At 41.2% G+C, this 19,347-nt stretch carries 20 protein-coding genes and 2 pseudogenes; 15 read left to right on the top strand and 7 right to left on the bottom strand.

Translation table 11 applies throughout. The features are described from left to right. Positions 1 to 9: 9 nt before the first annotated feature. From LP316_RS08020 to LP316_RS08055, 8 genes and pseudogenes are all read left to right on the top strand, one after another. Positions 10 to 720, top strand: coding sequence for a succinate dehydrogenase iron-sulfur subunit (locus LP316_RS08020; protein ID WP_193020506.1), 711 nt, complete (start codon positions 10 to 12; stop codon positions 718 to 720). Between the two features lie 86 nt (positions 721 to 806). Beyond that, positions 807 to 3,608: a 2-oxoglutarate dehydrogenase E1 component gene (locus LP316_RS08025; protein WP_193020507.1), complete on the top strand. Its 2,802-nt coding sequence runs from the start codon at positions 807 to 809 to the stop codon at positions 3,606 to 3,608. Between the two features lie 39 nt (positions 3,609 to 3,647). Beyond that, the gene (odhB, locus tag LP316_RS08030; RefSeq protein WP_193020508.1) at positions 3,648 to 5,123 is read left to right on the top strand and encodes a 2-oxoglutarate dehydrogenase complex dihydrolipoyllysine-residue succinyltransferase; all 1,476 of its coding nucleotides are present in this window, start codon (positions 3,648 to 3,650) and stop codon (positions 5,121 to 5,123) included. A 121-nt stretch (positions 5,124 to 5,244) separates the two neighbouring features. Then, a pseudogene (locus LP316_RS08035) lies at positions 5,245 to 5,394 on the top strand (2-oxo acid dehydrogenase subunit E2); the annotation flags it as partial. Positions 5,395 to 5,518: 124 nt separating this feature from the next. Then, a complete protein-coding gene (locus tag LP316_RS08040) occupies positions 5,519 to 5,665 on the top strand; it encodes a 2-oxo acid dehydrogenase subunit E2 (protein WP_226960842.1) in 147 nt (48 codons plus the stop codon). Between the two features lie 409 nt (positions 5,666 to 6,074). Continuing rightward, positions 6,075 to 7,241 (top strand): ADP-forming succinate--CoA ligase subunit beta, encoded by a 1,167-nt coding sequence (sucC, locus tag LP316_RS08045; protein WP_193020509.1) that lies wholly within the window; start codon positions 6,075 to 6,077, stop codon positions 7,239 to 7,241. Continuing rightward, positions 7,241 to 8,113: a succinate--CoA ligase subunit alpha gene (gene sucD / locus LP316_RS08050; protein WP_193020510.1), complete on the top strand. Its 873-nt coding sequence runs from the start codon at positions 7,241 to 7,243 to the stop codon at positions 8,111 to 8,113. Before sucC ends, sucD begins: the two co-directional genes overlap by 1 nt. Positions 8,114 to 8,229: 116 nt before the next feature. Continuing rightward, a pseudogene (locus LP316_RS08055) lies at positions 8,230 to 8,319 on the top strand (succinate--CoA ligase subunit alpha); the annotation flags it as partial. Positions 8,320 to 8,529: 210 nt separating this feature from the next. Here LP316_RS08055 and LP316_RS08060 read toward each other — a convergent pair. After that, complete coding sequence (locus LP316_RS08060; protein WP_226960843.1) at positions 8,530 to 9,372, bottom strand: IS3 family transposase; 843 nt, start codon at positions 9,370 to 9,372, stop codon at positions 8,530 to 8,532. After that, the gene (locus tag LP316_RS08065; protein WP_193020511.1) at positions 9,369 to 9,704 is read right to left on the bottom strand and encodes a transposase; all 336 of its coding nucleotides are present in this window, start codon (positions 9,702 to 9,704) and stop codon (positions 9,369 to 9,371) included. Before LP316_RS08065 ends, LP316_RS08060 begins: the two co-directional genes overlap by 4 nt. 194 nt (positions 9,705 to 9,898) lie before the next feature. On the opposite strand from LP316_RS08065, the gene LP316_RS08070 reads away from it, so the two are divergent. Continuing rightward, positions 9,899 to 10,129, top strand: a complete 231-nt coding sequence (locus tag LP316_RS08070; RefSeq protein ID WP_193020512.1) for a glutaredoxin family protein — start codon at positions 9,899 to 9,901, stop codon at positions 10,127 to 10,129. Positions 10,130 to 10,182: 53 nt separating this feature from the next. On the opposite strand, the gene LP316_RS08075 is transcribed toward LP316_RS08070, so the two are convergent. Beyond that, positions 10,183 to 11,589, bottom strand: a complete 1,407-nt coding sequence (locus tag LP316_RS08075) for a DUF945 family protein (protein ID WP_193020513.1) — start codon at positions 11,587 to 11,589, stop codon at positions 10,183 to 10,185. A gap of 284 nt (positions 11,590 to 11,873) precedes the next feature. Here LP316_RS08075 and LP316_RS08080 point away from each other — a divergent pair, with 284 nt between their 5' ends. Continuing rightward, entirely contained in the window at positions 11,874 to 12,062 is a 189-nt protein-coding gene (locus LP316_RS08080) for a hypothetical protein (RefSeq protein WP_193020514.1), read from the top strand. A gap of 85 nt (positions 12,063 to 12,147) precedes the next feature. Here LP316_RS08080 and LP316_RS08085 read toward each other — a convergent pair whose 3' ends face one another. Continuing rightward, a complete protein-coding gene (locus tag LP316_RS08085; protein ID WP_193020515.1) occupies positions 12,148 to 12,636 on the bottom strand; it encodes a VF530 family DNA-binding protein in 489 nt (162 codons plus the stop codon). 172 nt (positions 12,637 to 12,808) lie between these two features. Here LP316_RS08085 and LP316_RS08090 point away from each other — a divergent pair, with 172 nt between their 5' ends. From LP316_RS08090 to LP316_RS08100, 3 genes are all read left to right on the top strand, one after another. After that, a complete protein-coding gene (locus tag LP316_RS08090; RefSeq protein ID WP_193020516.1) occupies positions 12,809 to 13,111 on the top strand; it encodes a hypothetical protein in 303 nt (100 codons plus the stop codon). A 395-nt stretch (positions 13,112 to 13,506) separates the two neighbouring features. Next, positions 13,507 to 13,767 carry a DUF2999 family protein gene (locus LP316_RS08095; RefSeq protein ID WP_193020517.1) on the top strand — a complete coding sequence of 87 codons (261 nt, stop codon included), beginning with the start codon at positions 13,507 to 13,509 and terminating at the stop codon, positions 13,765 to 13,767. Positions 13,768 to 13,898: 131 nt separating this feature from the next. Then, positions 13,899 to 14,633, top strand: a complete 735-nt coding sequence (locus LP316_RS08100) for a substrate-binding periplasmic protein (protein ID WP_193020518.1) — start codon at positions 13,899 to 13,901, stop codon at positions 14,631 to 14,633. 31 nt (positions 14,634 to 14,664) lie between these two features. On the opposite strand, the gene LP316_RS08105 is transcribed toward LP316_RS08100, so the two are convergent. Next, a complete protein-coding gene (locus LP316_RS08105) occupies positions 14,665 to 15,714 on the bottom strand; it encodes an alkaline phosphatase D family protein (RefSeq protein WP_193020519.1) in 1,050 nt (349 codons plus the stop codon). A gap of 162 nt (positions 15,715 to 15,876) precedes the next feature. Here LP316_RS08105 and glnS point away from each other — a divergent pair, with 162 nt between their 5' ends. Continuing rightward, entirely contained in the window at positions 15,877 to 17,547 is a 1,671-nt protein-coding gene (glnS, locus tag LP316_RS08110) for a glutamine--tRNA ligase (protein ID WP_193020520.1), read from the top strand. A gap of 86 nt (positions 17,548 to 17,633) precedes the next feature. On the opposite strand, the gene fur is transcribed toward glnS, so the two are convergent. After that, a complete protein-coding gene (gene fur / locus LP316_RS08115) occupies positions 17,634 to 18,077 on the bottom strand; it encodes a ferric iron uptake transcriptional regulator (RefSeq protein ID WP_193020521.1) in 444 nt (147 codons plus the stop codon). A gap of 184 nt (positions 18,078 to 18,261) precedes the next feature. Here fur and LP316_RS08120 point away from each other — a divergent pair, with 184 nt between their 5' ends. Then, the gene (locus LP316_RS08120) at positions 18,262 to 18,738 is read left to right on the top strand and encodes a DUF4442 domain-containing protein (protein WP_193020522.1); all 477 of its coding nucleotides are present in this window, start codon (positions 18,262 to 18,264) and stop codon (positions 18,736 to 18,738) included. Positions 18,739 to 18,795: 57 nt separating this feature from the next. Here LP316_RS08120 and fldA read toward each other — a convergent pair whose 3' ends face one another. After that, entirely contained in the window at positions 18,796 to 19,323 is a 528-nt protein-coding gene (gene fldA, locus LP316_RS08125; protein ID WP_193020523.1) for a flavodoxin FldA, read from the bottom strand. Positions 19,324 to 19,347 lie beyond the last annotated feature (24 nt).

Here is a 19,347-nt window from a genome sequence, read left to right on the forward strand (position 1 = left end):
GAGCATTGTATGAAACAGTTATTTTCAGTTTACCGTTACAACCCTGATGTTGATAATGCGCCTTACATGAAAGACTACGAGCTTGAAATCCAAGAAGGCTCAGATATGATGGTGTTAGATGCCTTGATCTTGTTAAAAGAGCAAGACCCGACGTTATCATTCCGTCGTTCATGTCGTGAAGGTGTTTGTGGTTCAGACGGCTTAAACATGAATGGTAAAAATGGCTTAGCGTGTATCACGCCATTATCGGAACTAAAAGCGAGCAAAATCGTTATACGTCCATTGCCAGGTTTGCCAGTAATTCGTGACTTAGTAATTGATATGTCTCAATTCTACAGTCAATATGAAAAAATTAAGCCATACTTGATTAACGATGGTAAAGAGCAGCCAGCTCGTGAACATATTCAGTCAATTGAAGAGCGTGATAAGTTAGACGGTCTTTACGAGTGTATATTATGTGCATGTTGTTCAACCTCTTGTCCGTCGTTTTGGTGGAACCCTGACAAGTTCATCGGCCCAGCAGGTTTATTACACGCCTACCGCTTCTTAATCGATAGCCGTGATACTGCTACTGAAGAGCGTTTAGATGGGTTACAAGATGCATACAGCGTATTCCGTTGTCATGGCATCATGAACTGTGTTGACGTTTGTCCGAAAGGATTAAACCCAACTAAAGCTATCGGCCATATCAAGTCGATGCTATTAAAAAGAGCGGTTTAACTGCTGATTAAATAGGGTAGCGATAACGCTACCCTTTGCTGTTAAATTGTATATCTGTTGCTTAATACCATTTTTAGGAACTAGCAATGCCCGAAGGTGCAATGAAGGCTTGGTTAGAGTCTTCCCATTTAAGCGGCTCAAATGCTGCGTATATTGAAGAACTGTACGAATCATTTTTAGATAACTCACAATCTGTGCCTGCACAGTGGCGTGAAATATTTGAAAACCTACCAAAAATTGAGGGTGCTGATGTTGAATACAAGCACTCTGAAATTCGTGACGAATTTAAAGAACTCGCTAAACAGCCCGCTCGCGTTGTGGTATCAGGCGGTTCAGACGGCAAGCAAGTTAAGGTTTTACAGCTGATCAATGCTTACCGTTTTCGCGGTCATCAAAATGCCAACTTAGATCCATTAGGGATTTGGCAGCGCGATCGCGTTAGAGATCTCCAATTATCTCATCACGACTTGTCTAAAAACGATTTCGATAAAGAATTTAACGTTGGCTCATATGCTGATGGCGATGAGACAATGAAGCTTGGTGACTTATATAAATCACTGCGCAAAACCTACTGTGGTTCTATTGGTGCAGAATATATGCACATGACGTCAACAGAGGAAAAGCGCTGGATTCAATCGCGCTTAGAATCTGTTCAATCACAAGCACAATTATCGACGGCTGAAAAAGAAGAAATTCTCAAAGGCCTAATTGCTGCCGATGGCTTAGAAAAGTACCTAGGTGCCAAGTTCCCTGGTGCAAAGCGTTTCTCACTTGAAGGTGGTGATGCGTTAATTCCAATGCTGAAGGAATTAATTACTCGTGCTGGTACCCATGGCACCAAAGAAGTGGTTATGGGCATGGCCCACCGTGGTCGTTTAAATGTATTAGTTAACGTACTAGGTAAAAACCCATCTAAGTTGTTTGACGAATTCGCTGGTAAGCACGACGATTTAGTCGGCTCTGGTGATGTTAAATATCACATGGGTTACTCTTCAGACTTTGTTACACCTGGTGGTAATGTTCACTTAGCGCTAGCCTTTAACCCTTCTCACTTAGAGATTGTTAACCCTGTGGTTATGGGGTCAGTACGCGCTCGTCAAGATCGTCGTGATTGTGACAATGGTGACCTAGTACTACCTATTACCATTCACGGTGATTCAGCAATTGCCGGTCAAGGTGTTGTCCAAGAAACTTTTAACATGTCGCAAGCGCGCGCGTTCAAAGTTGGTGGTTCGATTCGCATCGTGGTCAATAACCAAGTGGGCTTCACAACTTCTAAAGCTGAAGATACACGTAGTGGTGAGTACTGTACTGAAATAGCTAAGATGGTTCAGGCACCAATTTTCCACGTCAATGGTGATGATCCAGAAGCGGTTGTGTTAGCTACACAAATCGCCTTAGATTTCCGCAATAAATTTAAGCGCGATGTCGTTATTGATTTAGTGTGTTACCGTCGCCACGGCCACAACGAAGCCGATGAGCCAAATGCTACGCAACCTTTGATGTACCAAAAGGTGAAAAAGCATCCTACACCGCGTCAGTTATATGCTAACAAGCTAGATGCAGAAGGGACTATTCGCTTAGAAAAAGCCAATGAAATGGCTGAGTACTACCGTAAACTATTAGACGAAGGTCAATGTACTGTTGAACAATGGCGCCCAATGACTGAGCACTCAGTGGATTGGACACCTTACATTGGTCACGACTGGGATGATAAATACGATGCTGCAATTGACTTAGACAAGTTAAAAGCGTTAGCCAATAGTATTTCAAGCTACCCAGAGTCGCACCCAGTACACTCTCGCGTTAAGAAAATTTACGACGATCGCAAGAAAATGGCCAAAGGTGAGAAATTACTCGACTGGGGCTTTGCTGAAAGCTTAGCTTATGCGGCTATCGTTGATGCTGGTAATCGCGTGCGCATTACTGGTCAAGATGCCGGTCGTGGTACTTTCTTCCACCGTCATGCGGTATTGCACAATCAAAAAGATGCGTCGACCTATTTACCACTACAAAACGTGCGTGAAGGCCAAGGACCATTTGAAGTCCACGACTCTGTACTTTCTGAGGTTTCAGTACTGGCCTTTGAATATGGTTACACAACTGCTGAACCTAAAGGCTTAACCATTTGGGAAGCACAGTTTGGTGACTTTGCTAACTGTGCCCAGGTAGTCTTTGACCAATTTATTTCATCAGGTGAGCAAAAGTGGGGTCGTTTATGTGGCTTAACTATGCTGTTACCGCACGGTTACGAAGGTCAAGGCCCAGAGCACTCTTCAGCCCGTTTAGAGCGCTTCTTGCAGCTTTGTGCTGATCACAACATGCAAGTATGTGTGCCATCTACACCTGCGCAAGTATTCAACATGTTACGCCGTCAAGTGGTTCGTCCAATGCGTCGTCCATTGATTGTGATGTCACCAAAATCATTGTTGCGTCATCCATTAGCTGTTTCTTCACTAGAAGAATTAGCGCAAGGTGAATACAAAAATGTTATTGGTGAGATTGATGATATCAATCCAAAAGATGTTGAACGCGTTGTTATGTGTTCGGGTAAAGTTTACTACGAACTATTAGAGCAACGTCGCAAGCAAGAATTAAACAACATTGCCATCGTTCGCGTTGAGCAATTATACCCATTCCCAGAAGCAGAATTGCAGAAGGTGTTAGAGCCATATCAGCACGTTAAGCAATTTGTTTGGTGTCAGGAAGAGCCGCAGAACCAAGGTGCTTGGTATTGTTCACAGCATCATTTCCGCGCGATCATCCCTGAAGGTACGTATTTGACTTATGCCGGTCGTAAGGCTTCAGCAGCACCCGCTGTAGGTTATATGTCAGTTCATGTTAAAGAACAACAGGCGCTAGTAGCTCAAGCGCTAACTGTTGAATAAACCGTTATTGGTTAAAAGTGTAAGTAAGGAATAAGTTAAATGACAACCGAAATTAAGGTTCCTGTATTACCAGAATCAGTTGCAGATGCAACCGTAGCAACTTGGCACGTTCAAGTAGGCGATTCTGTAACTCGTGATCAAGTTTTAGTAGAAATCGAAACTGATAAAGTTGTTTTAGAAGTACCAGCAACCGCTGACGGTGTAATGACTGCTATCAATGAAGCAGAAGGCGCAACGGTGTTAGGCGAGCAAGTCATTGGTACATTCGCCGAAGGCGAAGCGGCAGCTGCAGCACCAGCGGAAAAAGCTGAAGAAACACCGGTAGCAAGCACTGGTGGTGAAACAGTTGATATTTTAGTACCTGTGTTACCTGAGTCAGTAGCAGATGCGACGGTAGCAACATGGCACGTTGCCGAAGGCGAAGCCGTATCACGCGACCAAGTCATTGTTGAAATTGAAACAGATAAAGTTGTTTTAGAAGTACCAGCTACCGCTGACGGTGTAATGGGTAAAATCTTACATGCTGAAGGTGATACAGTATTAGGTCAGCAAAAGATTGGTGAAATGTCTGCAGGTGCTTCAGCAGCTGCAGCGCCAGCACAAGCTCCTGCCACAGAAGAAGCATCGGGTGACGGTGTAGCATCTCCTTCAGTACGTCGTTTAATGACAGAAAAAGGCTTAACTGAAGCTGATGTGAAGGGCACAGGTAAGGGTGGTCGTATCACTAAAGAGGACGTTGAAGCAGCATCTAAGCCTGCGGCAGCACCAGCAGCGCCAGCGAAAGCGGCGGCAGCACCTGTTGCAGCACAAGGCGAGCGCAGCCAAAAACGCGTACCTATGACGCGTTTACGCAAAACTATCGCTAATCGTTTATTAGAAGCTAAGAACTCAACAGCAATGTTAACTACGTTTAACGAAGTTAACATGAAGCCGATTATGGATCTTCGCAAGCAGTACCAAGACGTATTTGAGAAAACTCATGATACGCGTTTAGGTTTTATGTCATTCTATGTTAAAGCGGTAACTGAAGCATTAAAACGCTACCCAGCAGTTAATGCATCAATTGACGGTGATGACATTGTTTACCACAACTTCTTCGATATCTCGATTGCGGTTTCTACACCACGTGGTTTAGTAACACCAGTTTTACGCGATGCAGATCAACTAAGCATGGCGGGTATCGAAAAAGGTATTAAGGATTTAGCGATTAAAGGTCGTGATGGCAAGTTAACTATGGACGAGATGCAAGGTGGTAACTTCACAATTACCAACGGTGGTGTCTTTGGTTCATTGTTATCAACACCAATCTTAAACATGCCACAAACTGCTATTTTAGGTATGCATAAGATCCAAGACCGCCCAATGGCAGTCAACGGCAAAGTTGAAATCTTACCTATGATGTACTTAGCGCTATCATACGATCACAGACTGATTGATGGTAAAGAGTCAGTAGGTTTCCTAGTAGCTGTTAAAGAGTTGCTAGAAGATCCGACGCGCTTATTGCTAGACATCTAATTATAAGATTGTCATTCCGTATTTAGTGCGGAATCTAAAAAATCAAAAGCCCCGCAGTAGCGGGGCTTTTTGTTTGTGAGTTTTTAGTGGAAACGCTAAATCCAAGACCGCACTCCTATGGGCAGTCAACGGCAAAGTTGAAATCTTACCTATGATGTACTTAGCGCTATCATACGATCACAGACTGATTGATGGTAAAGAGTCAGTAGGTTTCCTAGTAGCTGTTAAAGAGCTGCTAGAAGACCCGACACGCTTATTGCTAGACATCTAATCATAAGATTGTCATTCCGTACTTAGTGCGGAATCTAAAAAATCAAAAGCCCCGCAGTAGCGGGGCTTTTTGTTTGTGAGTTTTTAGTGGAAACGCTAAATCCAAGACCGCACTCCTATGGGCAATCAATGGTAAAGTTGAAATCTTACCTATGATGTACTTAGCGCTATCATACGATCACAGACTGATTGATGGTAAAGAGTCAGTAGGTTTCCTAGTAGCTGTTAAAGAGCTGCTAGAAGACCCGACACGCTTATTGCTAGACATCTAATCATAAGATTGTCATTCCGTACTTAGTGCGGAATCTAAAAAATCAAAAGCCCCGCAGTAGCGGGGCTTTTTGTTTGTGAGTTTTTAGGGTAAATGGCAAATCCAAGAACGCGCGCTAAAATCATTATGGGGTTAGAGTCAATTGACTCTCGCCCCATAATAACGTTTGAGGTTAGCTAAAGATTTACTGTCAATTGGACGAATGTCTAACTGCGGCAAAGTTGCGTTTCTATTCACTTTTTATGATAAATGTAACGTGACGTAACTAAATGCAAATTTAAGGCTTTAATCTGCCGTCTATAATCGATATAATTCGAGCCAATTTACAAACGGGTTAGTGTTTTTACTCAACTGGTTCGGGTTGAATAGATAGCTAATTTCACTTCAAAATAAAATGATTGGGAAACGCCATGAATTTGCATGAGTATCAAGCGAAACAATTATTCGCTGAATATGGTCTACCAGTTTCTAAGGGTTATGCTTGCGATACACCTAAAGAAGCTGCCGAAGCTGCCGACAAAATTGGCGGCAATATGTGGGTTGTTAAAGCACAGGTTCACGCAGGTGGCCGTGGTAAAGCTGGCGGTGTTAAGCTAGTAAAATCTAAAGATGAAATCAAAGAGTTTGCACAAAACTGGTTAGGTAAAAATTTAGTCACTTACCAAACAGACGCAAATGGTCAGCCAGTAGCTAAAATCTTAGTTGAGAGCTGCACAGATATCGCTAACGAATTATACCTTGGCGCGGTTGTTGACCGTGGTACTCGTCGTGTTGTCTTCATGGCATCAACTGAAGGTGGTGTAGACATCGAAACAGTTGCTGAAGAAACTCCTCACTTAATTCACAAAGCAGCAATCGACCCATTAGTAGGTCCTCAAGCTTACCAAGCACGTGAATTAGGTTTCAAACTTGGCTTAAACCCAACTCAAATGAAGCAATTCGTTAAGATCTTCATGGGCTTAGGTAACATGTTTATCGACCACGATTTCGCATTACTAGAAATCAACCCATTAGTTATCACTGATGAAGGTAACTTACACTGTTTAGACGGTAAAATCGGCGTTGACTCAAATGCGTTATACCGCCAACCAAAAATCCGCGCGATGCACGATCCTTCACAAGAAGACGAGCGTGAAGCTCACGCGGCACAATGGGAATTAAACTACGTTGCATTAGACGGTAACGTGGGTTGTATGGTTAACGGTGCTGGCCTTGCAATGGGTACAATGGATATCGTTAACTTACACGGCGGCAAGCCAGCTAACTTCTTAGATGTTGGTGGCGGAGCTACTAAAGAGCGTGTATCTGAAGCATTCAAGATCATTTTATCTGACGATAACGTTAAAGCAGTATTAGTAAACATCTTCGGTGGTATCGTACGTTGTGACATGATCGCTGAAGGTATTATCGGTGCTGTTAAAGAGGTAGGTGTTGAAGTACCAGTAGTTGTACGTTTAGAAGGTACTAACGCTGAAGCAGGTCGTGAAGTTCTAGCTAACTCAGGCTTAGACATCATCGCTGCTGAATCATTAACTGACGCTGCAACGAAAGTAGTAGCTGCTGCGGAGGGCAAATAATGTCTGTATTAATTAACAAAGATACTAAAGTTATCTGTCAAGGTTTCACTGGTGGTCAAGGTACTTTCCACTCAGAGCAAGCTATCGCATACGGTACGCAAATGGTTGGTGGTGTATCACCAGGCAAAGGCGGCCAAGAGCACTTAGGTTTACCAGTTTTCAATACAGTTCGTGAAGCTGTTGAAGCAACAGGTGCTACTGCGACTGTTATCTACGTTCCTGCTCCTTTCTGTAAAGATGCTATTTTAGAAGCAATCGATGCAGGTATCGAGTTAATCGTAACGATTACCGAAGGTATCCCGACGTTAGACATGCTTGATGTTAAAGTTAAGCTTGAAGAAACTGGCGTTCGCATGATTGGTCCTAACTGTCCGGGCGTTATCACACCGGGTGAATGTAAGATTGGTATCATGCCAGGTCACATCCACAAGCCAGGTAAAGTAGGTATCGTATCTCGTTCAGGTACATTAACTTACGAAGCAGTTAAGCAAACAACTGATGCTGGTTTTGGTCAATCAACGTGTGTTGGTATTGGTGGTGACCCAATCCCTGGTACAAACTTCATTGACGTTTTAGAAATGTTCCAAAACGATCCGCAAACTGAAGCTATCGTTATGATCGGTGAGATTGGTGGTACAGCTGAAGAAGAAGCTGCTGAGTACATTAAAGAAAATGTGACTAAGCCGGTAGTTTCTTACATTGCTGGTGTTACTGCTCCTCCAGGTAAGCGTATGGGCCACGCTGGCGCTATTATCGCTGGTGGTAAAGGTACAGCTGACGAGAAGTTTGCGGCATTAGAAGCAGCTGGTGTTAAAACCGTTCGCTCATTAGCCGATATCGGCGTAGCTTTAAAAGAAAAAGCTGGTTGGTAATCTAAACTAACAAGTCATTCCGGCGCCGGCCGGAATCTAAACATGATAAAAGCACTAGCCTCTCACTAGTGCTTTTTTGTGCCAGTGGTAAATCTACAGCTGACGGCTAATACCAAAAATCGGCGGCATTAGAAGCAGCTGGTGTTAAAACCGTTCGCTCATTAGCCGATATCGGCGTAGCTTTAAAAGAAAAAGCTGGTTGGTAATAACGAGCATAGCTCGTAGCGAAAAACCGGTAACGTTTTAAGGCTATAACGTTGAAAGGCTAAATATGTTGACATATTTAGCCTTTTTTAATGCTTGCTTGCCAAGCATTCAAGCATTCAAGCATTCAAGCATTCAAGTATTCAAGCATTCAAGCATTCAAGCATTCAAGCATTCAAGCATTTGGTGTGACCCCATAATAATGGACACATTTAACTTGCTCGTAAGTATCGAGCTAATGGTACTTCTCCATGAGTGCCATGCACTCTAAATCGGTTATAAATATTTTCAATATAACCCGTAACCCTTTGACTCATGTATTTCAATGGCTGTACCCCTTGTGGGTGTAGCCATTGTTGTTTCATGAGTGAGAAAAAGCTTTCAACACAAGCATTATCCCAACAGTTTCCCTTACGAGACATACTAATTATAGCACCTTGAGCATTTAGCCACCGAACGATCAAGTCACTTTTATATTGAGAGCCTTGGTCTGAATGACAAAGAACACCATTTAAGTTACTGAGCTTACTAAAACGCTTTGCATTCAAATACGCCTTTTTAACTAAATCCGAAGTTGCTGCGCGCCCTTGACTGTAACCAAGCACAGCTCGAGAATATAAATCGATAATGACGCAAACATACAGCCAACCTTCACGACAATAAACTTGCGTAATATCCGTCGCCCAAACTTGATTTACTGATTTAGGTAAAAACTCTCGGTTTAATAAATTGGGCCGTGTGTTAATACGGCTAACCTTAGGGTAGCGCTTTTGTTTTCGAGACATAACAGCACGATAGTGCTGTGCCTGTAATAGGCGTTGAACCCTATTAGGGCTTGCTTGATAGCCTTCAGCAAGTAATTGCTCATGAATCTGCCGGTAGCCAAATGCCCCTTCAGATATTTGAATTATCTTGTCTATTGCACGTAATAACTCAGCGTTGCTTGCATCTCTTTTCGATGTGCCACGCTTAAAGTACGCATAAAAACCAGAGCTTGATACATCTAGCAGTTTACACAAGTGAAGAGTATCTCCAGGCGTTCGAATTTGCTCTATGAACTCGAATTTTTCTGCCGTTTTTCCTTGAAGAACTCTTCCGCCTTTTTTAGGATTTCAATATCTTCATTCGCACGTTCAAGTTGTTTCTTTAAACGTTCATTTTCTTTTTCAAGTTGTTTGTAGCTTTTATCAGGACCTTTCAATTTTTTTAACTCCACTGGAACTATTGGATCTGATGAAAGGTATTTTTTACGCCACCGCTGTATCATGTGAACATTTATGCCAACTCGCTTGGCAAACTCTGGGAGAGTTTCAATGCTTTCAACAGATTGTCTTACAACATCCATCTTATAGCATTCACTGTATTGTTTTCGAGATTTGTATCGCATAGACACCTCTAAATATTAAATTTAAAAAGGTGTCCACTAAAACGGGGTCACTCTAATTCAAGCATTCAAGCATTACCGCCTTCACACCTTCCAACCTTCCAACCGCCAAACTCTCCAACATTCACCTAACCAATTTCCAAGCTCTGTCACTTCTAGTAAAATACTCCCTGTAATCAATTCATCAAAGGCTTATAATGAAACGCGTTGTTTTATATATTTCAGATAAATGCCCACATTGTCGAGAGGCGAAAAAGTATTTGGATGACAATGGCATTCAATATCGTTTAACTAATGCCAAAATGCAACGAGGTCGAAAAGAGTTAGACGCGATTGGTGCGCGCTCAGTACCAGTGCTAAAAATTGGCAATGAAGTGATGATCGGCTGGAATGTAAAGAACTTTAAAAAGCTTTATGGAGCAGGCTGAATTCAACTAGCAAAAATAAAGCGCCATATGGCGCTTTATTTTTATTGAATGCGTTAAAAGGGCAGTGGTATTTGTACGTCATTGACCTTTAATATACGATCTACGATATCAAATTTTGCTTGATAGCCACTATCGGTTTTTACGATAAACCCCTGTTGAATAAAGGTTTGCAGTAAAAACGGCGCTTGTTGCTTTGCGATACTCGCTATTTCTTCCTCAGTCATGCTAGCTGCGTTTGGATCTGCCTTAATTTGAGATGCTACTTGGTTAACAGCAAAGCGCTCGATAACCGCCTTGTCACCTTGAAATTCACCATTAGCGACGAGGTGGTTTAGCCAAAACATTGGGTTCTCTGTAATATTTGGCATAGCCTTTACCCCTTTAATACGTGTATTTAACTGACTCATTACAGTGCCATCGTTAAACGTTGCAGTTAAGGCTGTAATATTAAATTCTGGCTCAGCTTCTAATAGAGTAAGCAGGTTATCGTCAACAAAGGTTATTATATTTGCTTGAATTTCTTCCTCAGTGCCTTGAGTAAAAATATGCTGGTTTTGCTTATAGGCTTCAATAAATTTGTCGCTCAAGTGGTTAATTTCAATATTGAAGGCAATATCTTGGATATGCTCATTTTCAGTTTTAATACTTTTTACATTATAACCAACGACCATATTAGCCGTACGATTTTCACGGTTAAGCTCAGAAACAATATCCACTGCGACGTTATCTATTTCGGCAATTGTTTTGTCTTCTTCATCAGCTGCGGTAATTGACGCTATCTTGAACAGGGCATTAGAGTCATGCATTTTACCCTGAAAAATTTCAGCGAGTGTTGCCTTAGCTGTCATTTCAAATGACATACCTGACATTGCTACGTTATTATCTTCCCCTGTAACTAGCAGGGGCTCAGATATGCCGTGATAATGAATTACACCATCAATATTGGATCCTGTGCCAGAGTAACCTTTATAGTCAACAGAGGTATTGTTTGGTTCATCATTAAACGTAAATGGTGCAACACTGTCGCTGAAGTGCGTTTTACCCGTTAAATCTGTATACATACTTGCGTGATAAATTGGCACATCGGCTTGCCAATCTATATGCTGTCTAAGCTCACCGTCTTCCATTCTAATCGCTAGATCAATTAAGCCAAAATTGTGTTTCGAGAGCAGAATAGGACCATGAGAAGCATCTATAGCAATATCGACATAGAGATCTTCGAGGTCTTCTGCATCGCTATCTATGCCTAATTCGGCAAGATCTACCGAGATGCGAACACTTGCTTGTGTATTAAACCAATTGCTGTGTAAGTCGTTAATTTCAGCCTGATAGCCGTAGGCTAAGTTAACGTTTTCGACGGCAGTTGTGATCTGATCAGCTACTTTAGTTGAAATAAACTTAGGGGTAATTATGGCGACAGCTACAACGGCAGCTGCTGTCGTCAGGGCAAACTTATTCATATATTAATTCCTTGTCTCATTTGTTGTTATTTTCCCTACCGCGCCATTAAAGCACAGTCGGCTTAGAGATGGAATCAGTGAAACGAATCGAGTGACGCAAAAAAGCATATGTGCATTGCAAATTGCAAATATCAGGGCGTTTTAATCTTATACTAGAAACTGTATTGACAATGTAAAAGCATTAAAAAACAAATTAAAACAATGAGTAACGTTTTTTTTAAGCAGTTTGGTATTACACCTGCATTACTGTGTGTGAAGTTCGTTATCCAATAGTGAGGTGTTGTATGGATGGTAGTAGCTTTGATAGCCCAGCTGAAAGCACACTTTCTTCTGAGCGAGAAATGCGCTTTGGTCGCGCAAACCACCGAACGTTTCTCAACATTCGAGATTGTGTCTTGAGAGAAATTCCAATTGATAAAATAGACGAGGTAATAAACGAAGAATCATCATCCTATATATTGGGAACTAACTAACTTTCTTTGACGACAGTCAAACAAAGAATATCAAAAACACAAAAGCCGCTAGGAGCGGCTTTTGTGTTTTATTAAGAAAAAGGTTTTATCGATAATCAGCCCAAGGATCTAGTTTGGTATTGGTGTCTGCTTTCGCCGATTGCGTCGATGCTCTCACTGCCTTAGTTGCAGTTCTCGATTTCTGTCTTTTATTAGCCTGCTTGTGATGTTCGGCTTTTTCCTGCCTTTTTTTACGCAAAATCGCTGCATCGGTAAAGCTTAACTCTGCAGGTGCTTGAGGAGTAACGCCGTCTGGAATTATTCGCTCACGCGGCGGTTTTTCAAATTCGCTAGCACTAGCACGTGGTAAGTTCTTATATTGATACAAGTAAAATGATTCGACTTTTTCTCTTGCCCACTGTGTTTTTTTCAAAAATTTCAAACTTGCCGCGATACTTGGATTTTTATTAAAACAATTAATGTTTAAATAAGCGTACAAAATAGCAAAGCCATAGTGATCGACAAGCTCATTTAACACGGTCGATAAACTGGTGCCGTGTAGAGGGTTATTTTCATATAGTTTGTTATCAGTCACGTGTGATGTTATCGGCAAGGAATGGGTAACGGCTATTATAAGCGATAGTCGACTACAGAGGGATTATTTTTATAATTTTCGTTAGTGTCATAAACTTGTCATAAAAATATGTTAGGGGGATTCTTTGCTTGTTTGCTAATATCAAAAGGTAAGTACGTCAAGGAGGTTATACATGATCAAATCAACTCTTGTGGTAGTTGCCGTCTTAAGTTTCTCTCAACTTACATTTGCAGATGACAAGACAAACATCTGGCAATGTATTGATGCACAAGCCAAGGCGATCGATGCTAACTGTATGGCTCAAACGATTGAGCAAGACACTAAGCATGATGCGTTTTATGCAAGGCTAGCGAGTAAACCTATCTTGGTCGATCAAAATGTACTCGCAACCATTGAATATTTTCCCGAACAGCAAGGTATTGCAATCAAAGCTCCAATCGATGATAGCAAGTACCTGCTAGCTATTAGTAAATAGACAGTTCTTTAAAACCGTGTAGCCACAGTGTGTTAATAGCCTGTGGTTTTTTCATCACGATAATACCAATCCGTACAAGAATATGATCTACTCAGAGCTACGTCAGCAGTTCGAGTGCAATCAGAATTTGTGACAATGTAGTTAATCTACATTGAGCAAATTATGGGCAGTAATCGGGCTACTGACGAGCTCCCGAAGGGCTTGGCTAAAAGTCACTACTACTTTGTTGCATGCTATTTGAAATAGAACAACTATGTCTAAACAACATGCGCCTCGTATTAGCAACTTTTATCGCAAGCTGAGCGATCATTTATTTGTACGGATTGGTATAAACGCTTTGCAAATTACTCAGATCTTTTATAATGCCGCTAACTTAGTTTATTTGGACAACTTCTATGAACCCAATCATCGCGTTATTGAAAGACAATCATATTTCAGATGAACAGATCAAAACCATTTTTACTGAACTGACTCAAAACCCGCTAATGGCTATGGCGACCATTGGCAGTTTGGGGATCCCCCAAGAACAATTGCAACCGGTTATGATGCAAGTGATGACTAACCCGAGCTTAATTAAAGAGGCTGTAGCAGAGTTAGGTTTAGATATGGCAGCATTAGAGCAGGCTAAAGCACAGTTGGATCAACAAACTAACTGAACCTGATATTTGTGGCAATACAGCTGATAGTCACACTTTTGCCTCCTTAACCTGTAAAAGCAGCTCCTATTGACTGTTTTGCAATAGATAGTGCTATAGTTAACTTCAGTGAAGTTAAATAGAAGCCCTATATGAAGTTTTTATCTAGTGCAGTTTTCTGGATTCTATATCTTACTGTCACTTTTAGCCCTTTGGTTCAAAGTGCTGACTATGAGTTTGCCTCAATTGAGCTGCTCGTAGAGCAAGAAGTTGGTCGACGAGTTTTACCGCAAATCTATAAAAATATTGGGATCACCATTGATATTGATCCCTTACCCGCACCTCGCGCTCAGCAAGCAGCATCGACAGGAGCAAAAGCAGGTGAAATTATGCGTATTTGGACTTATGGCCAAGAAACCCCGAATACGATACGCGTTCCTACGCCATACTATTATCTAGAAACTATGCCCTTTATCGTTAAAGGCAGTGGTGTGGTGATTAACAGCCAAGCTGATCTCGCTAAGTACCAACTATCAAAGGTTCGCGGAGTCAAACACACTGATAATATTACCCGTGGCTTAAATAACTTTTATGAGGTCAATAGCACCAAACGCATGTTTACTATGCTAAGAAGTTACAGAGTTGATGCGGTATTAACCAATACGTTAGACGGTGAATTAATATTAACTAAACTAGGTTATGACAATATTGAAGCGACCGGTGTACCACTTGCTCGGCTCGACCTATATCACTATATCCACAAAGATTATCAACATTTAGTCCCCCTTGTTGACGAGGAAATTAAACGTTTAACAGCAAATGGTGAGTTAGCACAGATGATTGATAGCGCTGAGCAATATGTTATTCGCCAAGCGCTAAGAAGGTAAGAGAACTATAAATTATCGGTGTTTACCTCTCTCAAGTTTTTTGATCTGCTGATAGCTGAGATAAACGCAGGCTAAAATGTTTAATAACGTTCCCGTCTTTACCTTTTAAGCCCATGTCTATTACCGGATCGGCTTGTTGCCAATCAACTTCAATAAAACCGTAATTCACCACATTAACGCCTTTGCCTATACGATGTTTATTAGGGCTAACTTCTTTCCATTTTTCACTCAAGCCTGAACTTGTGATCTCCCAGAGTGCGTAAGGTAAGTCTTTACTTACTTTAGAGATATCGCCAAAGTGGGTGTCTCCTGAAATAAATAGCACACCACTAATTTTCTCTTTGGCAATAAACTCGAGCAAGCGTTTGCGTTCATGTGGAAAGTTAGCCCACGTTTCCCAGCCTGAAAACTCATTGAGTAGCTGAATGCCTGAGCCAATAATTTTGATTGTCGCCGGTTTTTTAAGCTCGGCTTCTAACCATTGCCATTGCGTATCACCAAGTAATTGGTCACTGGGGTTTGTAGAGGGTATGTAAGGCCCCATAAATTTAGGTTGGCGTTCGGTCTCATAGGTTGCTTTGTCAACTGAATATAGGTTGTCTCGGTTCCATCTCAGGTCGGGTAAAATTACTCTGATAGTTTGTTCGCCTTCGCCATACAGATAAGAGGTGTAAATGCCGTCTTGGTGATAACGTGGTGAATCTTTTGGCTCTCGCCAAAAATCGAGCATATATTTACGGCTTTTTTCCTTGTCTTTAAAATACTTACCACCGTCACCTTGGCCATAGTCATGATCGTCCCAAATGGCGATAACTTCACTTTGAGCGCGCAGCTTTTTAAAACCTTTATGCCCACCAAGTTGTTGATATTGTTTGGGCATTTGTGAAATATCGAAATAAGAGCTGTAAACATTATCGCCCAAGAAAACAAACACATCCGGCTTATCTTGGTTAATAGCATCAAAAATCGGCAGTGGCTTATGTTGCTTAGCACAAGAGCCAAAATAAATTTTTTCAACGGGCGCTGCAAATAAGCTCAATGGGCTTGCTAATAGCGTGATTAAAACGAAAATGCGAAGCATAAATTTCCTTTTATATGTGTCAGTTAAAAAATTAAAGATAAAGCCAGAATTCCATCGCAAGATTAACATAATATTCAGTTTTAATGACTATATCCGTTGACTAAGTGTTGTTATAATGCCGGATTACTAAAAATCATATTTCACATTTTTGAGGTTGCGTGGATGTCGGAAGCTGAAAACCGTCCAACAAATTTTATTCGTCAAATTATTGATGCCGATCTTGCAAGTGGCAAGCACACGGGAGTGCAAACGCGTTTCCCTCCTGAGCCCAATGGTTATTTGCATATTGGTCATGCAAAGTCGATTTGCTTGAACTTTGGTATTGCGCAAGATTATCAGGGCTTATGTAACCTGCGTTTTGACGATACTAATCCAGAAAAAGAAGATATCGATTACGTTAACTCAATCCAAGAAGATGTGAAATGGTTAGGCTTTCAATGGGCTGGCGATATTCGCTATTCTTCTGATTATTTTGATCAACTTTACGCTTATGCTGTTGAGTTGATTGAAAAAGGGTTGGCATATGTGTGTTTCTTAAACGGTGAAGAAATGCGTGAATACCGTGGCACATTGAAGCAACCGGGTAAAAACAGTCCTTATCGCGATACGCCAGTAGCAGAAAACTTAGCGTTATTTGAAAAAATGAAGAACGGTGAGTTCAAAGAAGGTGAGTGTTCACTTCGCGCAAAAATTGACATGGCATCAAGCTTCATGTGTATGCGCGATCCAGTTATTTATCGCGTTAAGTTTGCTCATCATCATCAAACCGGTGATAAGTGGTGCATCTATCCAATGTATGACTTTACTCACTGTATTTCTGATGCGATTGAAAATATCACGCATTCATTGTGTACACTTGAATTCCAAGACAACCGTCGTTTATACGACTGGGTTATTGACAATATTTCGATTGAGTCGCGCCCTCGTCAGTATGAGTTTTCGCGTTTGAACCTTGAATATACTGTAATGAGTAAACGCAAACTCAACGCACTAGTAGAAGAAAAACTCGTTAATGGCTGGGACGATCCTCGTATGCCTACCATTGCTGGCTTTAGACGTCGTGGTTACACACCGGCTTCTATTCGCGAGTTCGCTAAGCGTATTGGTGTGACTAAAATGGATAATACCGTTGAAATGGGCGTGTTAGAAGCCTGTATTCGTGAAGATTTAAATGACAATGCGCCGCGCGCGATGGCAGTATTAGATCCAATCAAACTAGTGATTGAAAACTACGACGACGCGAAAGTTGAAGAGCTCACGGTGAAAAACCACCCAAGTGATGATAGCCAAGGCACGCGCATTGTGCCATTCTCGAAAGAGCTATATATCGAAGCTGAAGACTTTAGAGAAGAAGCCAACAAAAAGTATAAGCGCTTAGTCTTAGGTAAAGCTGTGCGTTTGCGTGGCGCTTACGTGGTAACCGCAACAGGTTGTGACAAAGATGCTGACGGTAATGTTACAACGGTTTACGCAACTTACGATCCAAATACTTTAGGTAAAAATCCTGAAGATGGCACCAAGCCAAAAGGTGTGATCCATTGGGTTAGTGCAGGCCAAGCTGTTGATGCTGAAATACGTTTATACGATCGGTTATTTACTGTAGAAAACCCTGCCGCAGCAGAAGACTTCCACAGTGTGATTAACCCTGAATCACTAGTTGTTATCAATAATGCTAAAGTAGAGCCTTATCTTGCCAGCGCGAAAGCAGAGCAAGCGTTCCAATTTGAACGTCAAGGATATTTTTGTTTAGACAACAAAGATGCAACCCCTGAACACTTAGTGTTCAACCGCACGGTAGGTTTGCGCGATACCTGGGCAAAAATTTCAGGCTAAAAAGCATTTGGGGTCAGAGTCAATTGACTCTGACCCCAAACGTTAGATAAAAAAAAGGCGCTTTATGCGCCTGTTTTTTTGTTCGTTTACTGGTGGTTTTGACGATATGCCTCACATGCATCTTCGTCTTCACACTCACCATATAGGTATAAGCTGTGGTTTGTTAGTTTGATATTGTGTGACTTAGCAATATCTAATTGACGAGTTTCAATTACGTCATCTTCAAACTCAACGACTTTGCCGCACTTTAAGCAGACTAAGTGGTCGTGATGTTTTTTGTGAGATAATTCGAAGACCGATTTACCACCTTCAAAGTGATGACGAGTAACAATACCGGCATCATCAAATTGGTTTAATACGCGATATACGGTAGCCAAACCGATTTCTTCATTTTGCTCTAGTAAGATTTTATAGACATCTTCTGCGCTGATGTGTTGGTTATCAGGCGATTGTAAAATGCCTAGGATCTTGACTCTCGGTAAGGTGATTTTCAGGCCGGCGCGTTTAAGTTCTTCGTTTTGATCAGGCATAAATACTTTTTAGTAATTGAAATTCTGCTGAAAATTATAGAATTTTATCGGCAATGATGAAAGCCCTAGTTAATTACTCAGGTAATATTTTTTTGTTAATTCCTTAATGATGTGGATTAAGCTTTGCTTTTAAGTATAAAAATCTGGGATAATCAACTGGTACGATGAGTTATTAGGGATTTTTATGAATTTGATGTTTTCCAAAGCCTGGGTGTTTAAATTGTTTATTAACTTTTGGCCGCCGATGTTTTTTTCACGAATCAAGCTAGTCGAAATATCAGATGATTTTCGCCAAGCACGAGCATCGATGAAACTCAGTGCTTGGAATCGCAATGGCGTTGGCAGTATTTTTGGTGGCGCCTTATTTTCGTTAACTGATCCATTTTATATGATGATGCTAATGGCGCGCCTTGGTAAAGATTATATTATTTGGGACAAATACGCAGATATCGATTTTATTAAACCGGGGCGCGGTAAAGTCTATGCCGATTTTGTGTTAACTGATGAGCTATTAGCGGATATTGCAAAACATACAGCCGATGGCAGTAAGTATTTACCTGAGTTAACAGTTTATATCAAAGACGAGCAGGGCGAGATTGTCGCAAAGGTGATGCGTACCTTGTATATCCGTAAGAAAAAGCCTAAAAACAAAAATATCTAGAAACAAAAAAGGCTAGGTGTTTTTACCTAGCCTTTGCTTATCATTTCAAGACAAATGTTAGTCAGCTAACTCAGCTAAACACATTTCGTCATAAATTTGGTTAACCCACTTATCAACGCGCTCTTCTGTTAGTTCTGGTTGACGATCTTCGTCGATACACAAGCCAATAAATGTGTTCTCATCAACGAGTGCTTTAGAGGCTTCAAACTCGTAACCTTCAGTTGGCCAGTTACCAACAATAATCGCGCCTTTAGATTCGGCGATATCACGTAATGGCTGCATTGCATCACAGAAGTACTCAGCGTAGTCTTCTTGATCACCTAAACCAAAAATTGCCACTAACTTGTCTGTGAAGTCAATTTCTTCTAGATCTGGTAAAAAGTCGTCCCAGTCACATTGGTTTTCGCCGTAGTACCAAGTTGGGATACCCAAGATAAGCAGATCAAATTCTGCGATTTCTTCTTTTGTACTTTTTGCAATATCTTTAACTTCAACTAGCTTTTTACCCAATTTCTTTTGGATCATTTTGCTTACAGCTTCAGTGTTACCTGTATCGCTACCAAAGAATAAACCTACAATTGCCATTAAGTTTTACCTTTTAAACTAAAA

Origin of the sequence: Thalassotalea sp. LPB0316 (genome assembly GCF_014898095.1) — a bacterium.
Lineage (GTDB): Bacteria > Pseudomonadota > Gammaproteobacteria > Enterobacterales > Alteromonadaceae > Thalassotalea_G.